Origin of the sequence: Paenibacillus sp. CCS19, assembly GCF_033239625.1 — a bacterium.
Classification (GTDB): domain Bacteria; phylum Bacillota; class Bacilli; order Paenibacillales; family Paenibacillaceae; genus Paenibacillus_T.
Genome location: NZ_BTCK01000016.1, coordinates 83954 through 101574, shown reverse-complemented (window position 1 = coordinate 101574; position 17621 = coordinate 83954). Strand labels below are relative to the sequence as shown.

Annotated in this window: 20 protein-coding genes; 16 read left to right on the top strand and 4 right to left on the bottom strand. The window is 52.9% G+C overall.

From position 1 onward, the window contains the following. The first annotated feature begins 115 nt into the window (after positions 1 to 115). Positions 116 to 499, top strand: a complete 384-nt coding sequence (locus SBI19_RS13400) for a cupredoxin domain-containing protein (RefSeq protein WP_317968919.1) — start codon at positions 116 to 118, stop codon at positions 497 to 499. Between the two features lie 62 nt (positions 500 to 561). Here SBI19_RS13400 and SBI19_RS13395 read toward each other — a convergent pair whose 3' ends face one another. Next, the gene (locus tag SBI19_RS13395) at positions 562 to 819 is read right to left on the bottom strand and encodes a hypothetical protein (protein WP_317968917.1); all 258 of its coding nucleotides are present in this window, start codon (positions 817 to 819) and stop codon (positions 562 to 564) included. Positions 820 to 948: 129 nt separating this feature from the next. Between SBI19_RS13395 and SBI19_RS13390 the strand changes: the two genes are divergently transcribed. The 10 genes from SBI19_RS13390 to SBI19_RS13345 all read left to right on the top strand — a co-directional run bounded on the left by SBI19_RS13390 (position 949) and on the right by SBI19_RS13345 (position 7019). Continuing rightward, entirely contained in the window at positions 949 to 1236 is a 288-nt protein-coding gene (locus tag SBI19_RS13390; protein ID WP_317968915.1) for a Dabb family protein, read from the top strand. A gap of 176 nt (positions 1237 to 1412) precedes the next feature. Then, positions 1413 to 1838, top strand: coding sequence for a DUF86 domain-containing protein (locus SBI19_RS13385; protein WP_317968913.1), 426 nt, complete (start codon positions 1413 to 1415; stop codon positions 1836 to 1838). 41 nt (positions 1839 to 1879) lie between these two features. Then, the gene (locus SBI19_RS13380; RefSeq protein WP_317968911.1) at positions 1880 to 2566 is read left to right on the top strand and encodes a helix-turn-helix transcriptional regulator; all 687 of its coding nucleotides are present in this window, start codon (positions 1880 to 1882) and stop codon (positions 2564 to 2566) included. Between the two features lie 166 nt (positions 2567 to 2732). Further along, complete coding sequence (locus SBI19_RS13375) at positions 2733 to 3230, top strand: DUF948 domain-containing protein (protein WP_317968909.1); 498 nt, start codon at positions 2733 to 2735, stop codon at positions 3228 to 3230. 2 nt (positions 3231 to 3232) lie between these two features. Next, a complete protein-coding gene (locus SBI19_RS13370) occupies positions 3233 to 3694 on the top strand; it encodes a YtxH domain-containing protein (protein ID WP_317968907.1) in 462 nt (153 codons plus the stop codon). Positions 3695 to 3855: 161 nt separating this feature from the next. Next, positions 3856 to 4665 (top strand): glutamate racemase, encoded by an 810-nt coding sequence (gene racE / locus SBI19_RS13365; RefSeq protein WP_317968905.1) that lies wholly within the window; start codon positions 3856 to 3858, stop codon positions 4663 to 4665. Between the two features lie 122 nt (positions 4666 to 4787). Beyond that, entirely contained in the window at positions 4788 to 6002 is a 1215-nt protein-coding gene (locus SBI19_RS13360) for a M14 family metallopeptidase (RefSeq protein ID WP_317968903.1), read from the top strand. 109 nt (positions 6003 to 6111) lie between these two features. Next, complete coding sequence (locus tag SBI19_RS13355) at positions 6112 to 6354, top strand: hypothetical protein (RefSeq protein ID WP_317968901.1); 243 nt, start codon at positions 6112 to 6114, stop codon at positions 6352 to 6354. A 128-nt stretch (positions 6355 to 6482) separates the two neighbouring features. Continuing rightward, a complete protein-coding gene (locus SBI19_RS13350) occupies positions 6483 to 6785 on the top strand; it encodes an iron-sulfur cluster assembly accessory protein (RefSeq protein WP_317968899.1) in 303 nt (100 codons plus the stop codon). Between the two features lie 12 nt (positions 6786 to 6797). Further along, positions 6798 to 7019, top strand: coding sequence for a YuzB family protein (locus tag SBI19_RS13345; protein WP_110045082.1), 222 nt, complete (start codon positions 6798 to 6800; stop codon positions 7017 to 7019). A gap of 65 nt (positions 7020 to 7084) precedes the next feature. Here the strand turns inward: SBI19_RS13345 and SBI19_RS13340 are convergent, their stop codons facing one another. Both SBI19_RS13340 and SBI19_RS13335 read right to left on the bottom strand, forming a co-directional pair. Further along, positions 7085 to 9133: an LTA synthase family protein gene (locus tag SBI19_RS13340; RefSeq protein WP_317968894.1), complete on the bottom strand. Its 2049-nt coding sequence runs from the start codon at positions 9131 to 9133 to the stop codon at positions 7085 to 7087. A gap of 218 nt (positions 9134 to 9351) precedes the next feature. After that, positions 9352 to 10500 carry a THUMP domain-containing class I SAM-dependent RNA methyltransferase gene (locus SBI19_RS13335; RefSeq protein ID WP_317968892.1) on the bottom strand — a complete coding sequence of 383 codons (1149 nt, stop codon included), beginning with the start codon at positions 10498 to 10500 and terminating at the stop codon, positions 9352 to 9354. Between the two features lie 193 nt (positions 10501 to 10693). On the opposite strand from SBI19_RS13335, the gene SBI19_RS13330 reads away from it, so the two are divergent. After that, positions 10694 to 11392, top strand: a complete 699-nt coding sequence (locus SBI19_RS13330; protein ID WP_317968890.1) for an O-methyltransferase — start codon at positions 10694 to 10696, stop codon at positions 11390 to 11392. 21 nt (positions 11393 to 11413) lie between these two features. Here SBI19_RS13330 and SBI19_RS13325 read toward each other — a convergent pair whose 3' ends face one another. Continuing rightward, complete coding sequence (locus tag SBI19_RS13325) at positions 11414 to 12631, bottom strand: MFS transporter (RefSeq protein WP_483312288.1); 1218 nt, start codon at positions 12629 to 12631, stop codon at positions 11414 to 11416. 211 nt (positions 12632 to 12842) lie between these two features. On the opposite strand from SBI19_RS13325, the gene hemE reads away from it, so the two are divergent. From hemE to SBI19_RS13305, 4 genes are all read left to right on the top strand, one after another. Beyond that, positions 12843 to 13916, top strand: coding sequence for a uroporphyrinogen decarboxylase (hemE, locus tag SBI19_RS13320; RefSeq protein ID WP_317968886.1), 1074 nt, complete (start codon positions 12843 to 12845; stop codon positions 13914 to 13916). After that, the gene (hemH, locus tag SBI19_RS13315; RefSeq protein ID WP_317968884.1) at positions 13909 to 14868 is read left to right on the top strand and encodes a ferrochelatase; all 960 of its coding nucleotides are present in this window, start codon (positions 13909 to 13911) and stop codon (positions 14866 to 14868) included. Before hemE ends, hemH begins: the two co-directional genes overlap by 8 nt. A gap of 468 nt (positions 14869 to 15336) precedes the next feature. Continuing rightward, positions 15337 to 16725 carry a CapA family protein gene (locus SBI19_RS13310; RefSeq protein ID WP_317968882.1) on the top strand — a complete coding sequence of 463 codons (1389 nt, stop codon included), beginning with the start codon at positions 15337 to 15339 and terminating at the stop codon, positions 16723 to 16725. A gap of 142 nt (positions 16726 to 16867) precedes the next feature. Further along, positions 16868 to 17605 (top strand): glycerophosphodiester phosphodiesterase, encoded by a 738-nt coding sequence (locus tag SBI19_RS13305; RefSeq protein ID WP_317968880.1) that lies wholly within the window; start codon positions 16868 to 16870, stop codon positions 17603 to 17605. Positions 17606 to 17621: the final 16 nt, after the last annotated feature.

Below are 17621 nucleotides of genomic sequence, written 5' to 3'. Positions count from 1 at the left end.
TTGTCACATTCGGTAGAAAAAAGTTTGTCCTCCAAGGCGTTAGAGGTTGAGAAGATTGGACGAAGTTGGGTATTATAAGGAGTAGACTAATGCCTGCAAGGGGGAGCACAGATTTATGCACAAGTGGATTATGTTCGTCGTGTTTTCAGCGGCAGCCTTACTGAGTGTCTACCTGCTCACGTTCGGTCTTCCTGAGAAGCCAAAGGATGAGGCAGCAGGACTGCCAGAAGGCATGACTTTGCTGAAAATCGAGGCGTCCAACGACTTCGTATTCGATCAGCAGGAATACCATGTCAAAGCCGGCCAACCGGTTCGACTGCTCTTGAAGAACAAGAGCGGTATTCACGGCCTCGCAATTAAAGACTTCAACATCGACCTGCAGGGCGCAACATTGACGCAGGACGTTACGTTTGACAAGCCGGGCACGTATGAAATTCATTGCTCCGTAATGTGCGGTGTCGGCCACGCTGACATGAAATCGGTATTGATTGTAGAATAAGTGCAAAAGGAGCCGAGGTCGGCTCCTTTTCCTTGTTAGCTGCTTTTTTCGTTAGAGCCGCTTTATTCGTGTGCGTGGTATCGTACGCGCTGACGGTTGATGATCGAATCGGCCATAAAGCCAAGTGCCGCCCAAGTGAGCACCGTTAATATGTACATGGGCAGTACGGCTACATTATGGATGTCGAATAACAACTCGGCGATCCATGCGGGAATGCTCAACATGAAGAAGATGAAGTTGTGCGGATCGTATCCTGTTGCATTAAATAAACACACCGCCAGCCCGATAAGGGCAGCTGATAACGTAACGGAATAGCGCATGATCGGTGATCCCCTTTGTGCGTCAATTTGTAGGTAACGTTAGTATGTGAAGGCGGCGTGGTTTTAAAACCATTGTTCATCAGACGCCATTCGTGCGTTCTAGACTATATACTAATGAGGTGGATCCGAATGATTACACACATCGTTATGTTCAAGCTGAAAGACCGGAGCGCAGAGAGCATTGAGCGTACGGCTCAAGTGCTTCGCGACATGGAAGGCAAAATCGACGAGCTGAAGCATCTGGAAGTCGGCGTCGACGTTCTGCACTCGGAACGCTCGTACGACATCGCACTCGTCACGAAATTCGAATCGATGGAGGCGCTGGAAGCTTATCAGGTGCATCCCGTTCACAAGAAAGTAATCGAGCATATGTCGCAGGTGCGCGATGCATCTGCCAGCGTCGATTACGTAAGCTAAGGAGCAGCGACACATGGGAGACGTATTCGAGCTGCTGACGTATCTGATCATTGTTATTGTCAGCAGCATTATAATGGTCGCATGGCTGAAACGTCGGGGACGCAAGTCGGGTTCCGATCACAACGCAGAATAAGCATCATCAGCCATATAGGCTTAGAAAGGAGCGCCAGCTCACAATGTACTATGTGAATGTCGAGCAGATTCAACAACGGCTGCAGGCGATTCCTGCCATTGCCGATACACTGACGGGTTTAGCGGCAAGCTGGAACGGTTCGCAGCTGGAAGGAATGGCGCAGGAGAGAGCGCTGCATCTGGCGATTGAGACCGTTACGGATGTAGGGAGCTTTCTGATTGACGGTTTTATTATGCGCGATGCAAGCAGCTACGAGGACTTGGTCGATATTATCGTCGAGGAGAACGTGCTGCCGCAAGAGCTCGTTGCGCCGCTTACGGCGCTTGTGAAGCTTCGTAAGCCACTCGTTCAGTATTACTATGAGTGGCCGCGTACCGAATTGCACGAGCTGTCACCGGTGCTGCCAGCCGTTCTTGCACAGTTCAAGGCAGCAGTCGAGCGTTATTTGGCACAAGAGCTGCAGCTTTAATGGTATAATGGTGTGACTTAAGACGGAGGGCGGCGGATCGGATGGACCAGAGCAAGTCAAGAGACGATAGGGAACATCCATCGCTGCGCAGCGCTCAGTCGACCAGACGTACGGTACTGGAGCTGTTGAAGACGAGGGGCGTACAAAGCGCAGGCGAGCTGGCTGTCAGTTTGGGCTTAACGGAGATGGCCATTCGCAGACATCTCTACGCGCTTGAAAGCGATGGCTTTATCCATCAGACATCGGTCAAACGAGGCGCCGGCCGGCCGAAGCATATGTATGCTCTAACAGAAGAATCGGAAGTGTTGTTCCCGAAAAATTATCACGGACTGACGCTTGAAATATTGGACGAGCTGTCGGCTGATGAACAGACGGCGCCGCTTGTCGATAAGCTGTTCCAGAGCCGCAAGCATAAGCTCATTGCACGCTATTCACCGCGGATGGCAGGCAAGACGCTGGACGGCCGCGTTCATGAACTGGCTGCCATTCAGCATGCGGGCGGCTATATGGTGGAAGTCGAGCGGATTCAGTCAGACAGCTATCGGCTGCATGAGTACAACTGCCCGATCGCACAAGTCGCGAAGCCGTATCAGCAGGCATGCGCATGCGAGCTTCAGCTGTTCGCAGAGCTGCTGCAAGCGAAGGTAGAGCGGACCGAGTGTCTCGCGAAGGGCGGGGCGAAGTGCACCTATGCCATTCAAGCTTCAGCTGCTGGCACGCACCTATAATCATTCATAAAGAACATCGCACGTAACCGTGAGGTTGTGCGATGTTCTTTTTTTTATGCTCGTCTGTTGTGTCGGGTCAAGCCCAGACTGATTATACTGTCATTACAAATTAGGCATTCGTCTATCACCACCGGAGAGACGAAGCAGGAAAGGAGCAACTTAGGTCATGATTACGATATTGTGCGAGGTTACAGCGACGGTTGTATTCGTCATTCTGACGATTGGTCTGTTGTTCGGGCTGCGCATCATCGTGTTACGGCTGCGGCAAATGCAGCAGGCTGCCGATCGGCTTGAGCAGGAGATGCAAGTGCTCATGCGCAAGGTGCAGGGGACGACAGAGCGTGCGGAAATCGCGCTGGATCTGGTCAGCTCGCAGCTGAAGGCGGTCAACGGCTTATTCCAGGCTGCATCTGTGCTTGGCGAGTCTGTGGAGAACGCTTCTGCCGCCGTTAATGCAATGACGGCTGCGATGGCGAACAAGGCACGGCAGCAAGCGGAGCGGATCGAGAACAAAAGGATTAAAGGGCTCGACGAAGCGCTTGACTGGGCTGAGGTCGGGATGACGGCTTGGCAGCTGTGGCAGTCTGTACGTGACAAAGTTGTAAAGAAGCCTGCATGCTCCGGTGAGGACGATGGGCACGCTAACAACGGAGGGAGCGATTAATAATGGCAAAATCAACGAGTGGCAAAGGATTTCTGCTAGGTGCGCTGACGGGGGCTGTCGTAGGTTCCATTACAGCGCTGCTGTTTGCACCGAAACCAGGCAAGGAGCTGCGTCAAGATATCGCAGAAGGCGCGCAAAAGGTCGGGGATACAACGGTACGTCTGGCGAATCAGGTAGGCGAGACGACAGGCCGATTGGCGAAGCAAGTAGGCGGCGGTGCGTCCGAAGTGGCTGATCGTGCGAAAAATGCAGCATCGGCTGTCGTCTCGAGCGTCAAGTCGTGGCGTGGTGTTGGTTCGAAGGCAGAGGCTGAGCTGGAAGCTGCTATCGTCAGCTCGCTGACGGCAGGCATCGCAAACTCGGAAGAGGTTGCGGCGACAACCGCGCTTGATGAGCTGGAGACTAACACGGAGCAGGTGGAAATCCAGGTTGTGGAAGAGAAACCGCTGCAGACGATTAGTTAATAGCGATTGATTCGTTCGGCTGAAGGCGACCGTTGATGGATACGGTCGCCTTCGTGCTGCATAAGCTATAAGGTACGCACGTTGAGACAGGTACATTTCGAAGCGGGCGCTCATATGCTAATGCAATCTGTACAATTGCTTACAAAGAAAGCGGTGTGGATGTGCAGCAGCCGATTGCGATACTAGATTCTGGCGTTGGCGGACTGACCGTAGCCAAAGAAATTATGCGACAGCTACCGCAAGAGAAAATTGTTTATTTCGGCGATACTGCCCGCACGCCATACGGAACACGAACCGCCGAAGAGGTTGTACAATTTACGCGAGAAATCGTAGAATACTTGATCCAGTATGATCCGAAGATGATTGTAATTGCATGCAACACGGCTACAGCGTTCGCCATTGAAGATATTAAGAAGCAAGTAAACGTCCCGGTGGTCGGTGTGATTCATCCAGGCGCCAGAGCAGCGATCGGCAGAACGAATACAGGCATAATCGGCGTGATTGGTACAGATGGAACGATAAAGAGCGGTGCTTATGAGTTGGCGCTGAAGCAGTTGAATCCACAAATTCATGTCGTCAGCAGGGCATGCCCAACGTTCGTCCCGCTCGTGGAACGGGGTAATTTCCGTTCAGAGGAAACGTTCGATACTGTGAGTGCAGCGCTTGGCAGCCTGCGGGATTTTCCGATGGATTGCATGATTCTGGGTTGTACCCACTATCCGTTTCTGGCTGAAACAATCGGCGAGGTGATGGGGCCTGAGGTTGTGCTCATCAGTTCAGCAGAAGAAACAGCTCGAGAAATAAGTACCATTCTATATGAACAAGATAAACTTTCGAACGTTGAAATAACGCCGATCCACCAATTTTTTTGCAGCGGGCATCCTGCAATGTTTCGGATCATTGCTAAGCAGTGGCTTGGCAAACAGATCGAACTGACGCCGGTTGTGTGGCAAGTATCGCAGATCGGGTAACCAAGCACGCAGCAGCGGGCATGAGTGGACATGTAAGCGAATATCATGTATGGATAAGCATCGCAAGATTAGGATCATGACCGTCGAATCGTGATCGATCTAGTTAAAGGGAGGAAGATCCCGTGCTATCCTATACCGTTCGCCCGGGCGATACGCTGCTGCGTGTCGCTCGACATTTTGGAGTGTCCGCTGCTTCGCTGCTTGCTTGCAATCCGCGCATTTGTGAGAATGAACCGATTCCGACTGGGGTCGTGCTGCGCGTGCCGCCAACGTCTGATGTGTGGTACGCCATTCAAGAAGGCGATACGCTGGAGCGGCTGTCCGGCTTATTCGGCATTGCTGCATCCGCAATTGAGTCTGCCAACCGCAGTTTAGGTGCTTCCAGCCAATGGGCGGCAGGTACGCTGCTGCGCATTCCAGCGGGTCCGCCTAATCGAATTGTCGACGCCAGAGCAGAATATGGTCCGCAGGAGCTGCAGCGAGACTGCGGCTTATTGGCGCGCCGTTATGAAGACGTCGAGACAACGATCATCGGCCACAGCGTTATGGGCAGGCCGATCACTGCGCTGAAGCTGGGCAGCGGCCCTTACGCCATCCATGTGAATGCCGCTTTCCATGCGAATGAATGGATTACGAGCGCGTTGCTCATGACGTTCGCTGAAGATGCTGCGCAGGCGAATGAATCCGGAGAAGTATGGCGTAACGCGAATGTTCGGCAGCTGCTGAGCGAAGTGACGCTGTGGCTCGTCCCGATGGTCAATCCAGATGGCGTAGCGCTCGTTCAGGATGGATTGTATCCCGGACATCCGCTTTATAATGAATTGCTCGAGATGAATCGAGGTTCGCATCGTTTCAGCCGCTGGAAGGCCAATATTCGAGGCGTTGACCTGAACGACCAGTTTCCAGCTTTCTGGGAAGAAGAATGCAATAGACGCGGTACGCCGGGGCCAGGCCCGCGCGATTATCCCGGGCCGCGGCCGCTAAGCGAGCCGGAGGCTGCCGCAATGGCGGCTTTTACAGAAGAACGGCAGTTTGAGCTCGTGCTGGCGCTGCATACACAAGGTCAGGAGATCTATTGGAATTATCGCGATTATGAGCCGTCAGAAGCGGAAGGGCTGGCTTGCAGGCTTGGCGCGGTCAGCAGCTACCGGCCGGTCAAGCTGACGGGCAGCGACGCCGGTTATAAGGATTGGTTCATTCAAACGTTCCGAAGGCCAGGCTTCACGATTGAGGCTGGTATTGGCGTTAATCCGCTTCCGCTCAGCCAATTCGAGGATATGTACGAGGATATTGCGAAGCTGCTGCTTGAAGCGATGACGTTTCGTGTATCCCAATAGTTAATGAAACCAATGAAGCTGCTGAACGTAATGTTTAGCAGCTTTATTGTGCGTGGAATACTAATTCGTGTATCCGATTCGATCGGTGAGCTGGGATGGAGTGGATGTAATGAACAAATGGATGTCGTTTGACCGTTGGAAACATACGCTAGGCCGTGTATGGATGCTGCTGAAGCATCCTCAAGTTGCTGTTCGACATAAGCTGGTATTCCTTATTCCTGTCGGCTTATATTGGGTGCTGCCCGACATGCTGCTGCCGATTCCTTTTATGCCGGTCGATGATGTTGTAGTTACATTATTCGCGGCAAACATGTTCACCAAATGGGTAGAGCGCAAGTACGGCATCCGTTGATGGACGTTAGGATTTTGTTCTGGAATGTGCAGCTTCGGGTTGAACTTACAGGTCGTATTCTATACAATGGATAAGATAAGTGGACTTTTCAGATCATCACAATGATAGATAGAAGGAGCGACCAGATTATGAAATGCAAAATTTCCCGCGCAGCGGCGAAAGTGCTTCGTACGGAGCTGGACAAGCCGGAAAATGAAGGGAAACTGCTTCGTGTACATGTAACGCATGCGCATGGCGATCATGCACACTATGGCCTGGGTATCGACACCCCTACAGAGAAGGATGAAGTCGTAACGACGGATGTTGGTATCGATGTTATTCTGGAGAAGGGCATCGATTTCCTCGATGGCGTCCGGATCGATTATTTCTACGTTCCAGAAGAAGGCTTTGCTGTAACGAATCCTTCCCGTGGTAACCACGGCGATCACTAATCGGAAACGATCATGCCTAACGACATAAGAATTTGCGATAAGTGTAATCACATTCGCGTCAAGACGATGCTGCCGAAGCTGGCGAAGTTGGTTCCGGAATCCGAGATCAAGGTCGGCTGCAAAAATTACTGCGGACCGTGCGCGAAGTACCCGTTCATCTTCATTAACGGCCGTTACTTGAAGGCAACCTCAGAGGACGAGGCCATCGAGAAAGCGAAGCAGTATATCAAATAAATGCGCAAGGCCCTTCATCAACCGAATGCTCGGAGATGAAGGGCCTTATTTGCGTTTACCAGTCATTAAGAAGCATTAGATACAGCAGTCGCATTCGTGTTCGCGCTCGCCTGCGCATCGGCTGCAAGATCGTTCAGCCTGCCGATAATGTTGTATTGCACCGTCATATCGGAGACGCGCAGCTCTTCGCGTGCTTCCTTCGCGCCATCGATGCAGCCTGCTATGTCAACCGCATTGCCTGTGTTGGCATCATAGCAAGTGCCATGCTCGAGAATGCCGTCGTTAGGCGGCATGAAGAATACGGTCCCATCGGTGAAGCCGCCGTTGCGATAGACGACTTTCTTGCCCTCAAGCGGTTTAGACAAAACGAGCGGCGTCCCGACTTTATGCTGATCAGCACTGGAAATGCCAAGCAGATGCATAATCGTTGGCGATACATCGAGCTGACCGCCGACATTGTGATACGTGCCTGCGTGTTTGCCGTCTGGCAGATGAACGAGGAACGGTACTTCCCTCAGCACCTGCTGGCGCTGAATCTCGTTCATGGGATGGCCAAGCAGCTGTTCGAACGGCTCCCAGTCGCGAATCGAGTTGTCATGGTCACCATAGAACAGGAAGATGGAATGCTCCCACAGACCTTCTTGCTTCAACTGCTCAATAAAGTTGCCGAGAGATTCGTCCACATAATGAACGGCCTGCAGATAATCGCCGAACATCGTCCCTTTGAAGGTGCCGACGTCCAGCTTCTGATAACTGGCTGGAAGCGCGTACGGATGGTGGCTCGACAGCGTAATAAGGAACGAATAGAACGGCTGCTTCTGCTCGCTCATGACGTCTGTCGATTGACGGAAGAACGAGTTGTCGCCTAGCGACCAGCCGAGCGGTTCATCGATTGTAAAATGTTTGCGGCTGTAGAACGTATCGTATTGCATCCGCTCATACATCGTATTGCGGTTCCAGAAGCCGCCGTCGTAGGCGTGGAACACCGAAGTCGCATAACCTGCCGCCTTCAGCGCAGCTGGCGTACAGTCGAAGTCGTTCTGCGCATATTGGATAAAGACCGAACCGCTTGGCTGCGGCTGTACCGAGCACTGCACCGCGAAGTCGGCGTCCGACGTGCGGCCTTGCGAAGTCTGATGCGAGAAGTTATCGAAATAGGCGCTTTCTTGAACAAGCTTATTCAAGTTAGGCGTAATCTCTTCTCCTCCGATCGATTGACCGATGACGAAGTTCATGAATGCTTCGGCTTGTACCATAATGACGTTGCTGCCTTTGTATTCACCGAAGGTAGGGTCAGCTTCAAGCGAGCGGCGTACGTCGCCGCGTTCTTTGAACCATTCCTCCGCTTCGTTGATTTGCGCATCGGATGCAACAGCTTTATGAATCCAGTGCTGGTCCGCATAACGATAGACGTCATAGCCATGGAAGCCAAGCACGCCGGTAACGTTATAGATGGAAAGGTTCCACCAGTTGCCGACGAACAGTCCCTGCGCCCATGTCCGTTTCGCAATATTGACGGGCACGAAGACAAGCGTAACGCCTGTTGCGAACACGATCAGCATGAACGATAGACGGAATAACAATCGGCGGAGCACTGGCGATTTGCGGCTGTTGAAGCTTAAGGCCGCAGCCTTGTTCTTCCTGCCGATCGCACGGAAGCCGATGATCGACAGCACGATGACGAATGGCCAATCGGCGAAGAACCAGAGATCTTTCCAGCCGAGCAGCGAATCGATGCTGTCGCCGAGCGATTCGACTTGTCCGGCCTGCGTCAGCACGGGCACCGAGATCAGGTCTTGGAAGTAGCGGAAGTAAATAAGGTCAGCGTATACGACGAACGTTAGAATCAGGTTTAACACGACAAGTGCAATCATTCTGCCGCGCTTCGGCAGTAGAATGGTCCAGAACGAGGCAAGCGCGAGCGAGCCCAGTGCAACGAAGACGTCGTCGACGTTCATCGCCATGTTCGGGACGTTGATAAAGCGATCGAACATAAACAGCTTCAGCAGCATCAATACGAAAAAGGACAACAGGTCCGCCGCAAGGAAACGGACAAGCAGTCCGGCGGATACGTGAAGTCCGCGCCTTGCAGCTTGTTGCAGCGGTCTTTCCATACTTCAATTAAGCCTTCTTTCTTAACAATTAATTAATAAGTCATTATCCCATTATAGTCTAGCGAACCGACATTGCAAGGTTTTGGGAATGGTTGGATATTGTCATTGTTGCCGAATTGCGGTCGTGATAAGCAGTGGGTGGCAAGTTAGAGGACGCTAGAAACACAATAAAAAGGTCAAGCAGATCATTTGATCTGCTTAACCCTATTAGTCAATGCCTACTCCTTATTTCGTGGAGGAAGCGGGCCCATGTACTGATACAGCTGACACTCGATCCGACCGTTGTACAGCTTCCGTTTCTTATCCGCGTTTCTTGTAAAATGATGCTCGAACTGCTTCGAAGGGCTCATCGCAAACAGGGACCAGTTCTGCAGCATCAGGTAGACGAAGCCGAGCTGCTTGATCGTTTTCTCCGCTTCCTTGTCATCGAGCAGACGCTCGCCGTACGGAGGGTTCGTCACGATGACGCCGTAGGAGCCTTGCGGCTGCGCCTTCGCTACAGGGAGCGTGCGCAGCTTGATCTCTTTGGCGAAGCCAGCCTTCTTCACTGCAGCTTCAGCAACCTCGATCGCAGCAGGGTCGATGTCGGAGCCCGCAATATCGAGCGGCACGTCATCGTTCACGAGATCGTACGCTTCCTCGCGTGCTTGCGCCCACAGCTCCTCTGGTACGAGCGGCCAATGCTCGCTGTTGAACGAACGGCGCAGTCCCGGCGCCACGTTCCAGCCCATCATGGCAGCTTCGACAAGGAAGGTGCCGGAGCCGCAGAACGGATCATACAGCGGACGGTTCGGCGCCCAGCGGCTGAGCTGCAGAATGGCAGCGGCCATCGTTTCTTTCAAAGGCGCCTCCGTTACGAGCTTGCGGTAGCCGCGCTTGTGGAGACCTGGGCCAGTCGTATCCAGTGTCAGCAACGCTCGGTCGTTGAGCAAGTTTACTTCAATGACGAATCGGGCGCCGTCCTCCGGGAACCATTCGGTGCCGTAGCGCTCTTTCATTTTCTCAACGACGGCCTTCTTCACGATCTTCTGGCACGCAGGTACGCTGGATAGCTGCGACTTAAGGGAGCGGCCCTCAACGGGGAATTCGCCGTCTCCTGGAATCCAATCCGGCCAATCAAGCGCCTTCGTTCCTTCGAACAGGTCGTCGAAAGTGGTAGCCTCGAATTCTCCCATCTTCACCAGTACCCGATCGGCAGTCCGAAGCCACAAGTTCGTTCGGCAAATGTCCGCAGGCACGCCAGTGAATGTTACTCTGCCGTTCTCGACCTTCTGGTCTGTATAGCCAAGCTCCTTGAGCTCGCGCGCGACGATTGCTTCCAGCCCCATTGGCGCCGTAGCAATCAGTTGAATCGTACGTTCTGTCATCGTCATCCCCGTTTCCTGTCATAAGCGGTAATTTCATATTTGTGCACCGCACCTATAAATCATACAATCAAGTATAGGATAAAAGCGTATAATTGTACAAATGTGCACATGCGTATGCTTACGAAGTTAGCAATTTGCTTACAGGCCGTATTATCGAAGAAGAGAGAGCAAATTGCTTTTAGGAGGAAGATCGATGACGAATGATCATAACAAACCCAATGCCCAAGCGGAGGCTGATATAACAGGAGAGGCATCCGCGTCCAATCCAACGGCTGAGCGTTATGTGGATGAGCTGTTCCCAGTGGACGAGCAGTGGGCTTATGTCAGGAAGCGATTAGCGGCACATGAGATGCCGGACATTTCGGTCGAGCCAGGCTATGGTCGGCTGCTGACGCTGCTCGTGCATGCATCAGGCGTGCAGGATGCGCTTGAGATCGGTGCGCTGGGCGGTTACAGCGGAATCTGTCTCGCGCGCGGCTTGAAGCCTGGCGGCAAGCTTGTATCGTTGGAGCTGAAGCAGGAATTCGCAGATGTTGCGCGGCGCAATATGGAGGCGGCAGGTTATGGCGAGACCGTCGATTACCGGATTGGGGATGCGAAGCAGTCGCTTGCGCAGCTGGCAGAGGAAGGTCGGAAGTTCGACTTCTTCTTCATCGATGCGGACAAAGGCGGCTACCCTGAATATCTGGAGTGGGCGATTAAGCTGGCGCGGCCGGGAGCGGTCATTGCAGCCGATAACACATTGCTTCGCGGCAAAACGATTGATTCAACGCGCAATGGCCCGTCTGTGCTGGCGATCCGTGCATTCAATGAACGAATCGCCAACGATGAGCGGCTGATCGGCGCGATGCTGCCAGCCTATGATGGATTAGCGCTGGCAGTTGTGAAGTAAGAGTGGACGAGACTTGTTCGATCACGCCTTGGACGGTACTTTCAGCCGCTTGAGCAGCGTCTGATACACCCAGAAGGAATTCGCGAACATAAGCGCTGCAGACAGCAGGAACAGCCCTTGGATGCCGATCCAGCCGGACAGAATGCCGCCGGTAATCGGTCCAACCATGTTGCCAAGAGCGAGCGTACTGCTGTTGAAGCCGAAAGCACGCGATGCCATGCCTTCCGGCGCATATTTGCGCAGCAGTGCGTTAACTGAGGGGACAAGCCCGCCGAGAAAAATGCCAAGCGCGAACCGCGACAGCAGCAGCTGCCATACGGTATGTGCGAAAGCTTGCGGAATAAACATGATGGCGGCTCCGACAAGCGAGATACCGAGTATTTTCTCGCTTCCGATTCGGTCGCTGAACTTGCCGAGTATCGGAGAGGCGATCATGTTGGACAAGCCGGTTACGGAGCCGACGAAGCCGGAATAGAACGCCAGATTCTCCGTCGTGCCATGCAGCTTCTGAACGAGCAGCGGGATGAGCGTCATCGGGCTCATCATAGCGAATTGAATCAGGAACGTCGCTGCGAGCAAAGCCGGAATTTGCGGCACATGACTGAGCTTCAACAGTCCTTCGCGAACGGTCATTTGACCCGCTGCTGCAGCTGCCTGCTTATCAATGCGCTCTTTGACGATGAACATGGAGAGCAGCGAAGCGAGAAACGTCATAATGCCGGTTATGTAAAAAATGGGACGGAACCCAACCGCATCGGCCATCAAGCCGCCGATGAAAGGTCCAAGTATCGTGCCGGCGATGCCGCCTGACTGCAGCGTCCCCATGGCGAAGCCGATTTTATCCTTCGGCGTCGTCGAGGAAACTAAGGAAACGGATGCAGGGTTGAAGCCGGATATGGTACCGTTCACCATGCGAAGCACAAGCAGCTGCCACGGTTGAGTGGCGAAGCCCATTAATACCATAACAACGGCCATGCCGAAGCCCGATCGAAGCAGCATCGGCTTGCGGCCATATCGATCCGACAGCTTGCCCCAGAACGGCTGGAACAAGAACGAGGTGACGAAGTTGGCCGCGAAGATGAAGCCTGCCCACATGGAGATTTCATGCTCGCCTTTAACGCCCAGATCGCTCTGCAGATACAGCGATAAGAAAGGGACGATCATCGTCATTCCTGCCATTACGAGAAACTGGCCGACCCAGAGTACGGCCAGATTTTTTTTCCACTGCTCCACAATCATTGCCTCCGTTCTCGTTGATGATGTAAGAAGTACTGCTTGTATAGCATAACGCTTTACAGCGATTTTACGTATGGGCCTCGCTGGAATTTCATCGGATGCTCATGCGATTGTCAAACTATTGTCAACGATAGTCGAAGTCTGCCGGTTGTTAGCTCTTCCCAAAACGGGCATAATGGAAACGAAGGTATTATAGCGGAAATGGGGAACGGAAATGAGCTTCAACGACCGATTTATTCGTGCCGTACGGCAGGAGCCTGTCGATCGCGTGCCTGTGTGGTACATGCGTCAGGCGGGACGTTACGACCCCGATTATCGGAAAATTAAAGAGAAATACTCGCTGCTTGAGATTTGCCGGCAGCCGGAGCTTGCCGCAGAGGTAACGATGATGCCGATACGGAAGCTTGGCGTGGACGCGGCTATTCTATATTCGGATATTATGAATCCAGTAGCTTCGATCGGAATCGATTTTGATATTGTAGCGAATGTCGGGCCGGTTATTGCGAACCCGATTCGCAGCGCAGTGGACGTGGAGCGGTTGAAACCGATTGATGTTGAAGGCGATCTGAACCATGTCATCGAGACGATCCGCATTCTTGACCGTGAGCTGGACGTACCGCTTATTACGTTTGCAGGCGCACCTTTTACAATTGCAAGCTACTTGATAGAAGGACGTCCTTCTAAGAACTACTTGCGTACGAAAGCGCTTATGTACAGCGAGCCGGAAGTATGGCATAAGCTCATGGACAAGCTCGGCGATATGGTTATTACATACTTGCGTGCGCACATGGCGGCAGGCGGCAAGGCGTTCCAGCTGTTCGACAGCTGGGTCGGCGCACTCGCGCCGCATGACTTCCGTACGTTCGTATTGCCGACCATCGAACGGATCTTTGCAGAGTTGTCTGATTTGCCGCAGCCCAAGATTTACTTCCCGGGCGTTGCATCCGGCGAGCTGTTGACCGAGCTTCACAATGTTCAGGCTAACGCAATCGGACTTGATTGGCGCGTATCCATCCCAGAGGGCAGACGTCGTCTAGGGGACAAATTCGCCGTGCAGGGCAATCTCGATCCGGTTGTGCTGACTGCGCCTCAATCGGTTATCGAAGCGCATGCCAAGTCCATTATCGATCAAGGGATGGAGCAGCCGGGCTTCGTCTTCAATCTTGGTCATGGCTTGTTCCCGGAGGCTTCGCTGGATAAGCTGAAGGATTTGACCGCGTTCGTGCATCAATATTCGGCTGATGCAATTGCAGCAAGACGCCTAGAAGGAGCGAATAGTCATGTCTAATCGAATTGGCGTGCTTGTCATGTCCTACGGGACGCCACAAAGCATGGATGATATTGAAGCCTACTACACGCATATTCGCCGGGGTCATGCGCCGACACCAGAGCTGCTCGAAGAACTTCGCGGGCGCTATGAAGCGATCGTAGGCGGCGTGTTCCCGCTGCGCGAGAATACGGACCGTCAAGTTGCATCGCTGCAGGATAGGCTGGAGCAGGTGGCGCCAGGACGCTACGTCTGCTACCAAGGGCTGAAGCATGCGCATCCGCTTATCGAAGAAGGCGTGCAGACAATGGCCGCTGACGGCATCAAGCAGGCGATTGGCATCGTATTGGCGCCGCATTATTCCGTCATGAGCGTGGGCTCTTACTTGAAGCGTGCGAAGGAACAGGCGGAGGAGCATGGTATCGCGTTTACGGGCATTGAGTCGTACCATCTGCATCCGCAGCTGATCGCAGCGTTGACGGAGCGGGTAACGGACGGACTGCAGAAACTTGCGGATACGGTTCGCAAGGAGCGCAGCGATGCGGAGAGCGTGAGAACGAAAGTGCTGTTCAGCGCACACAGTCTCCCTGAGAAAATTCGCGAGATGAACGATCCGTACGAGCGTCAGCTTCTCGAAACATCCGAAGCGGTTGCGAAGGCAGCAGGCGTAACGGATTGGCAGTTTACGTGGCAGAGCGCAGGCAGAACGCGCGAACCATGGCTTGGACCGGACATTCTGGAGACGTTCCGTGCGTTGAAGGAAGAAGGCTATGAAGCGGCGCTTGTCGCGCCGATCGGCTTCGTATCCGACCATCTTGAAGTGTTGTATGACCTGGACATCGAGGCGAAAGCATTCACAGCTGAGCTCGGCATGTCGATGGAACGTATTGCGATGCTCAACAGCGATCCATACTACATGGAGACGCTGTCGGACTCCATCGTCGCAGCTGCGGCGAATCTGTCTAACGAATAATAGCGCTAGCAAGCGGAGATTGAAGTCGATGATACGATCGACTTCAATCTCCGCTTTTTGCATACCATTTTCCTACAAAAACAGATCGCTCATCACGCACATATCTACAACATGGACGATTGGAATGCTGGTATAATGGGTAAGTCTCATAAAATACCTAATCTATTAGTTCGAGTTCAAAAAGTTCGGTTGTCAGCACAGATAAGATTGCGAGAACAGCAGTTATTTGCTCGCAGGATGCAACGCCCGGAGTACCGCAAATAACTTCAGGAGGAACGGAGTGTAGGCAAACCCTACATGATACAAGGTTTCCAGCGGAAACCTGCATCGGAAGCATAATCCCCGGACTCTGAAGGTGAACGCAAACTTCGACGTCGAATAAGCTTCCTGACTCACTTCGTGATCACAAGCGGACTTTTTGAACAACCTCTATTAGAGCCAAAGTTATTATTCGGAGGTCATTCGTTCATGTACGTATCGCGTTCGGAAACTCACCAGCAGAACAAGAAAAGGCGAAGCCGTCGTTTTCGACGTCTAGCGGCTATTAATCTAGTAATGCTAGCGGTTATTCTCATTCTCGGCGCCGTATTCTGGTCGACGATCTTTCCGAATGAGGATTCGCACAATGAATCTTCCACGAATCAAGAACAGAATGAAGAGACTGCTCATACAGATGATGCAGCTGGATCTGGTTCCACGACTACTCCTATCGATGATCAGGCTGCTTCTAACGATGAAGCTGCGCCATCACCATCCGATTCGTCCGATTTCGACACCGGCACGACGGTGGAGAAGGGTGAGGCAGTAGCAGATAACGGCGGCGAAGCCGTTGATCCAGGTACAGGCGGAGCAGGTACTGATACTGGATCAGATGCTGAAGCGGGTACGAGCGGAACAGCACCTGCTGCAAGTACGATTCATCTAGCATTTGTAGGCGATCTATTGTTAGGTGCCAGTGTTGAAACGACTATGCGCAAGCAAGGACTCGATTATCCGTTCTCTGGCGCGCTTGAATATTTGAAGAGTCCGGACCTGACTGCCGGCAATTTGGAAAATCCTATCACAACCCGAGGCATACCGGCAGAGAATAAGCAATATGTGTTCAAAGGGGCTCCTGATTTGCTGCCTCCGCTGAAGGAAGCGGGCTTCGATATTGTAAGTCTCGCGAATAACCATACATTGGATCAAGGCACCGAAGGGCTGCTTGATACGATTAAGCATCTGAAAGAAGCAGGCGTCGCGAACGTAGGCGGCGGCAATGATGATACAGAGGCGTTCGCGCCTGTTGTGCTTGAGAAGAATGGCATCAAGGTAGCCTATCTAAGCGTTAGCCGCGTCGTACCTGAAGGCAGCTGGAAAGCCGATAAGAATCATCCAGGCGTAGCGGAGGCTTACGACTCCACGCGGGCAGTTGCAGCAATCGCTAAGGCGAAGCAAGAGGCCGATCTGGTCGTCATCATGGTGCACTGGGGCGTAGAACGCGCGGATAAGCCTGTAGAGCATCAGACGACGCTGGCGCGTCAGTTCATTGATGCCGGCGCGGATCTTGTAATCGGCAGTCATCCTCACGTCATGCAGGGCTTTGAGCAGTACAAAGGCAAATGGATCGCTTACAGCCTCGGAAACTTTATCTTTAATGTGACGGCAACGCCTCGAACGAAGGAGACAGGTGTGCTGGATGCGGTTTGTACGAAAGGTGGAGACTGCGATCTCACGTTCCATCCGATGGTGGCGGATCAATCGAGACCTGCACCGGTTGAGCCTGAGAAGGCGAAGGAACTTACGAATTATTTGACGAGCATATCGCAAGCGTTTGGCGTGAAGGTCGATAAGGATGGCGTTATAACTGCACAATGATGTAAAGCGGAGTGACTTTGAACTCCGTTCAAAGATCCTGATGTAGCAGCGGAGTGACTTTGAACTCCGCTCAAAGATCCTGATGTAGCAGCGGAGTGACTTTGAGCTCCGCTCAAAGATCCTGATGTAAGGAGAGAATGCCGTGCGGAATCCATGCGTGGCGCATCGAGGCTGGTCTGGCAGGGCGCCGGAGAATACGCTGGCAGCCATTTCGCTGGCTATGGAAGAGAAGCATTTGTACTGGATCGAGATTGACGTGCAGCTGTCGAAGGATAATGTCCCGGTCGTTATTCATGACTATAGTGTAACCCGCACGACGAATGCGATGGGTGAGGTGAGGGCCTATACGGCAGCTCAACTTCAGCGTCTAGATGCGGGAGAATGGTACAGCGATTCGTACAAGGGCGAACCGGTACCGACCTTGGATCAAGTGCTTGCGTTGACCTGCGGCCGCTGCCGGCTGAATGTCGAACTGAAGACCGACGGTCGTTACCCGGAGCTTGCTAACGAGGTGCTGAAGCTGATCTATCAGTACGGACTGCAGCATGATGTCGTTATCACGTCGTTCTATATGCCGATTCTTCAAGAGGTTCGGGAGTTGTCGCCGGAAATTGCAGTTGGCCTCATCATTGACGGCTGGAGAGATACGCTCATCGATGAGCTGAAAGAGCTGAAAGCGGACTTCCTGTCGCTTGGTTACCGGCACTTGAATGCGCAGCGTCTGCAGGCGCTTCGGGCAGCGTCGATTCGGACGATGCTCTGGACGTTGAACGACGTTCGGACGATAAAGAAATATGCGGCGATGGATCCGGAGATCATGATCTGCACCAACTACCCTGAGAAGTGGCGGGAAGCCATCCTGCCGAAGAAGAAGAGCTGAATGTCGAAACTCATTG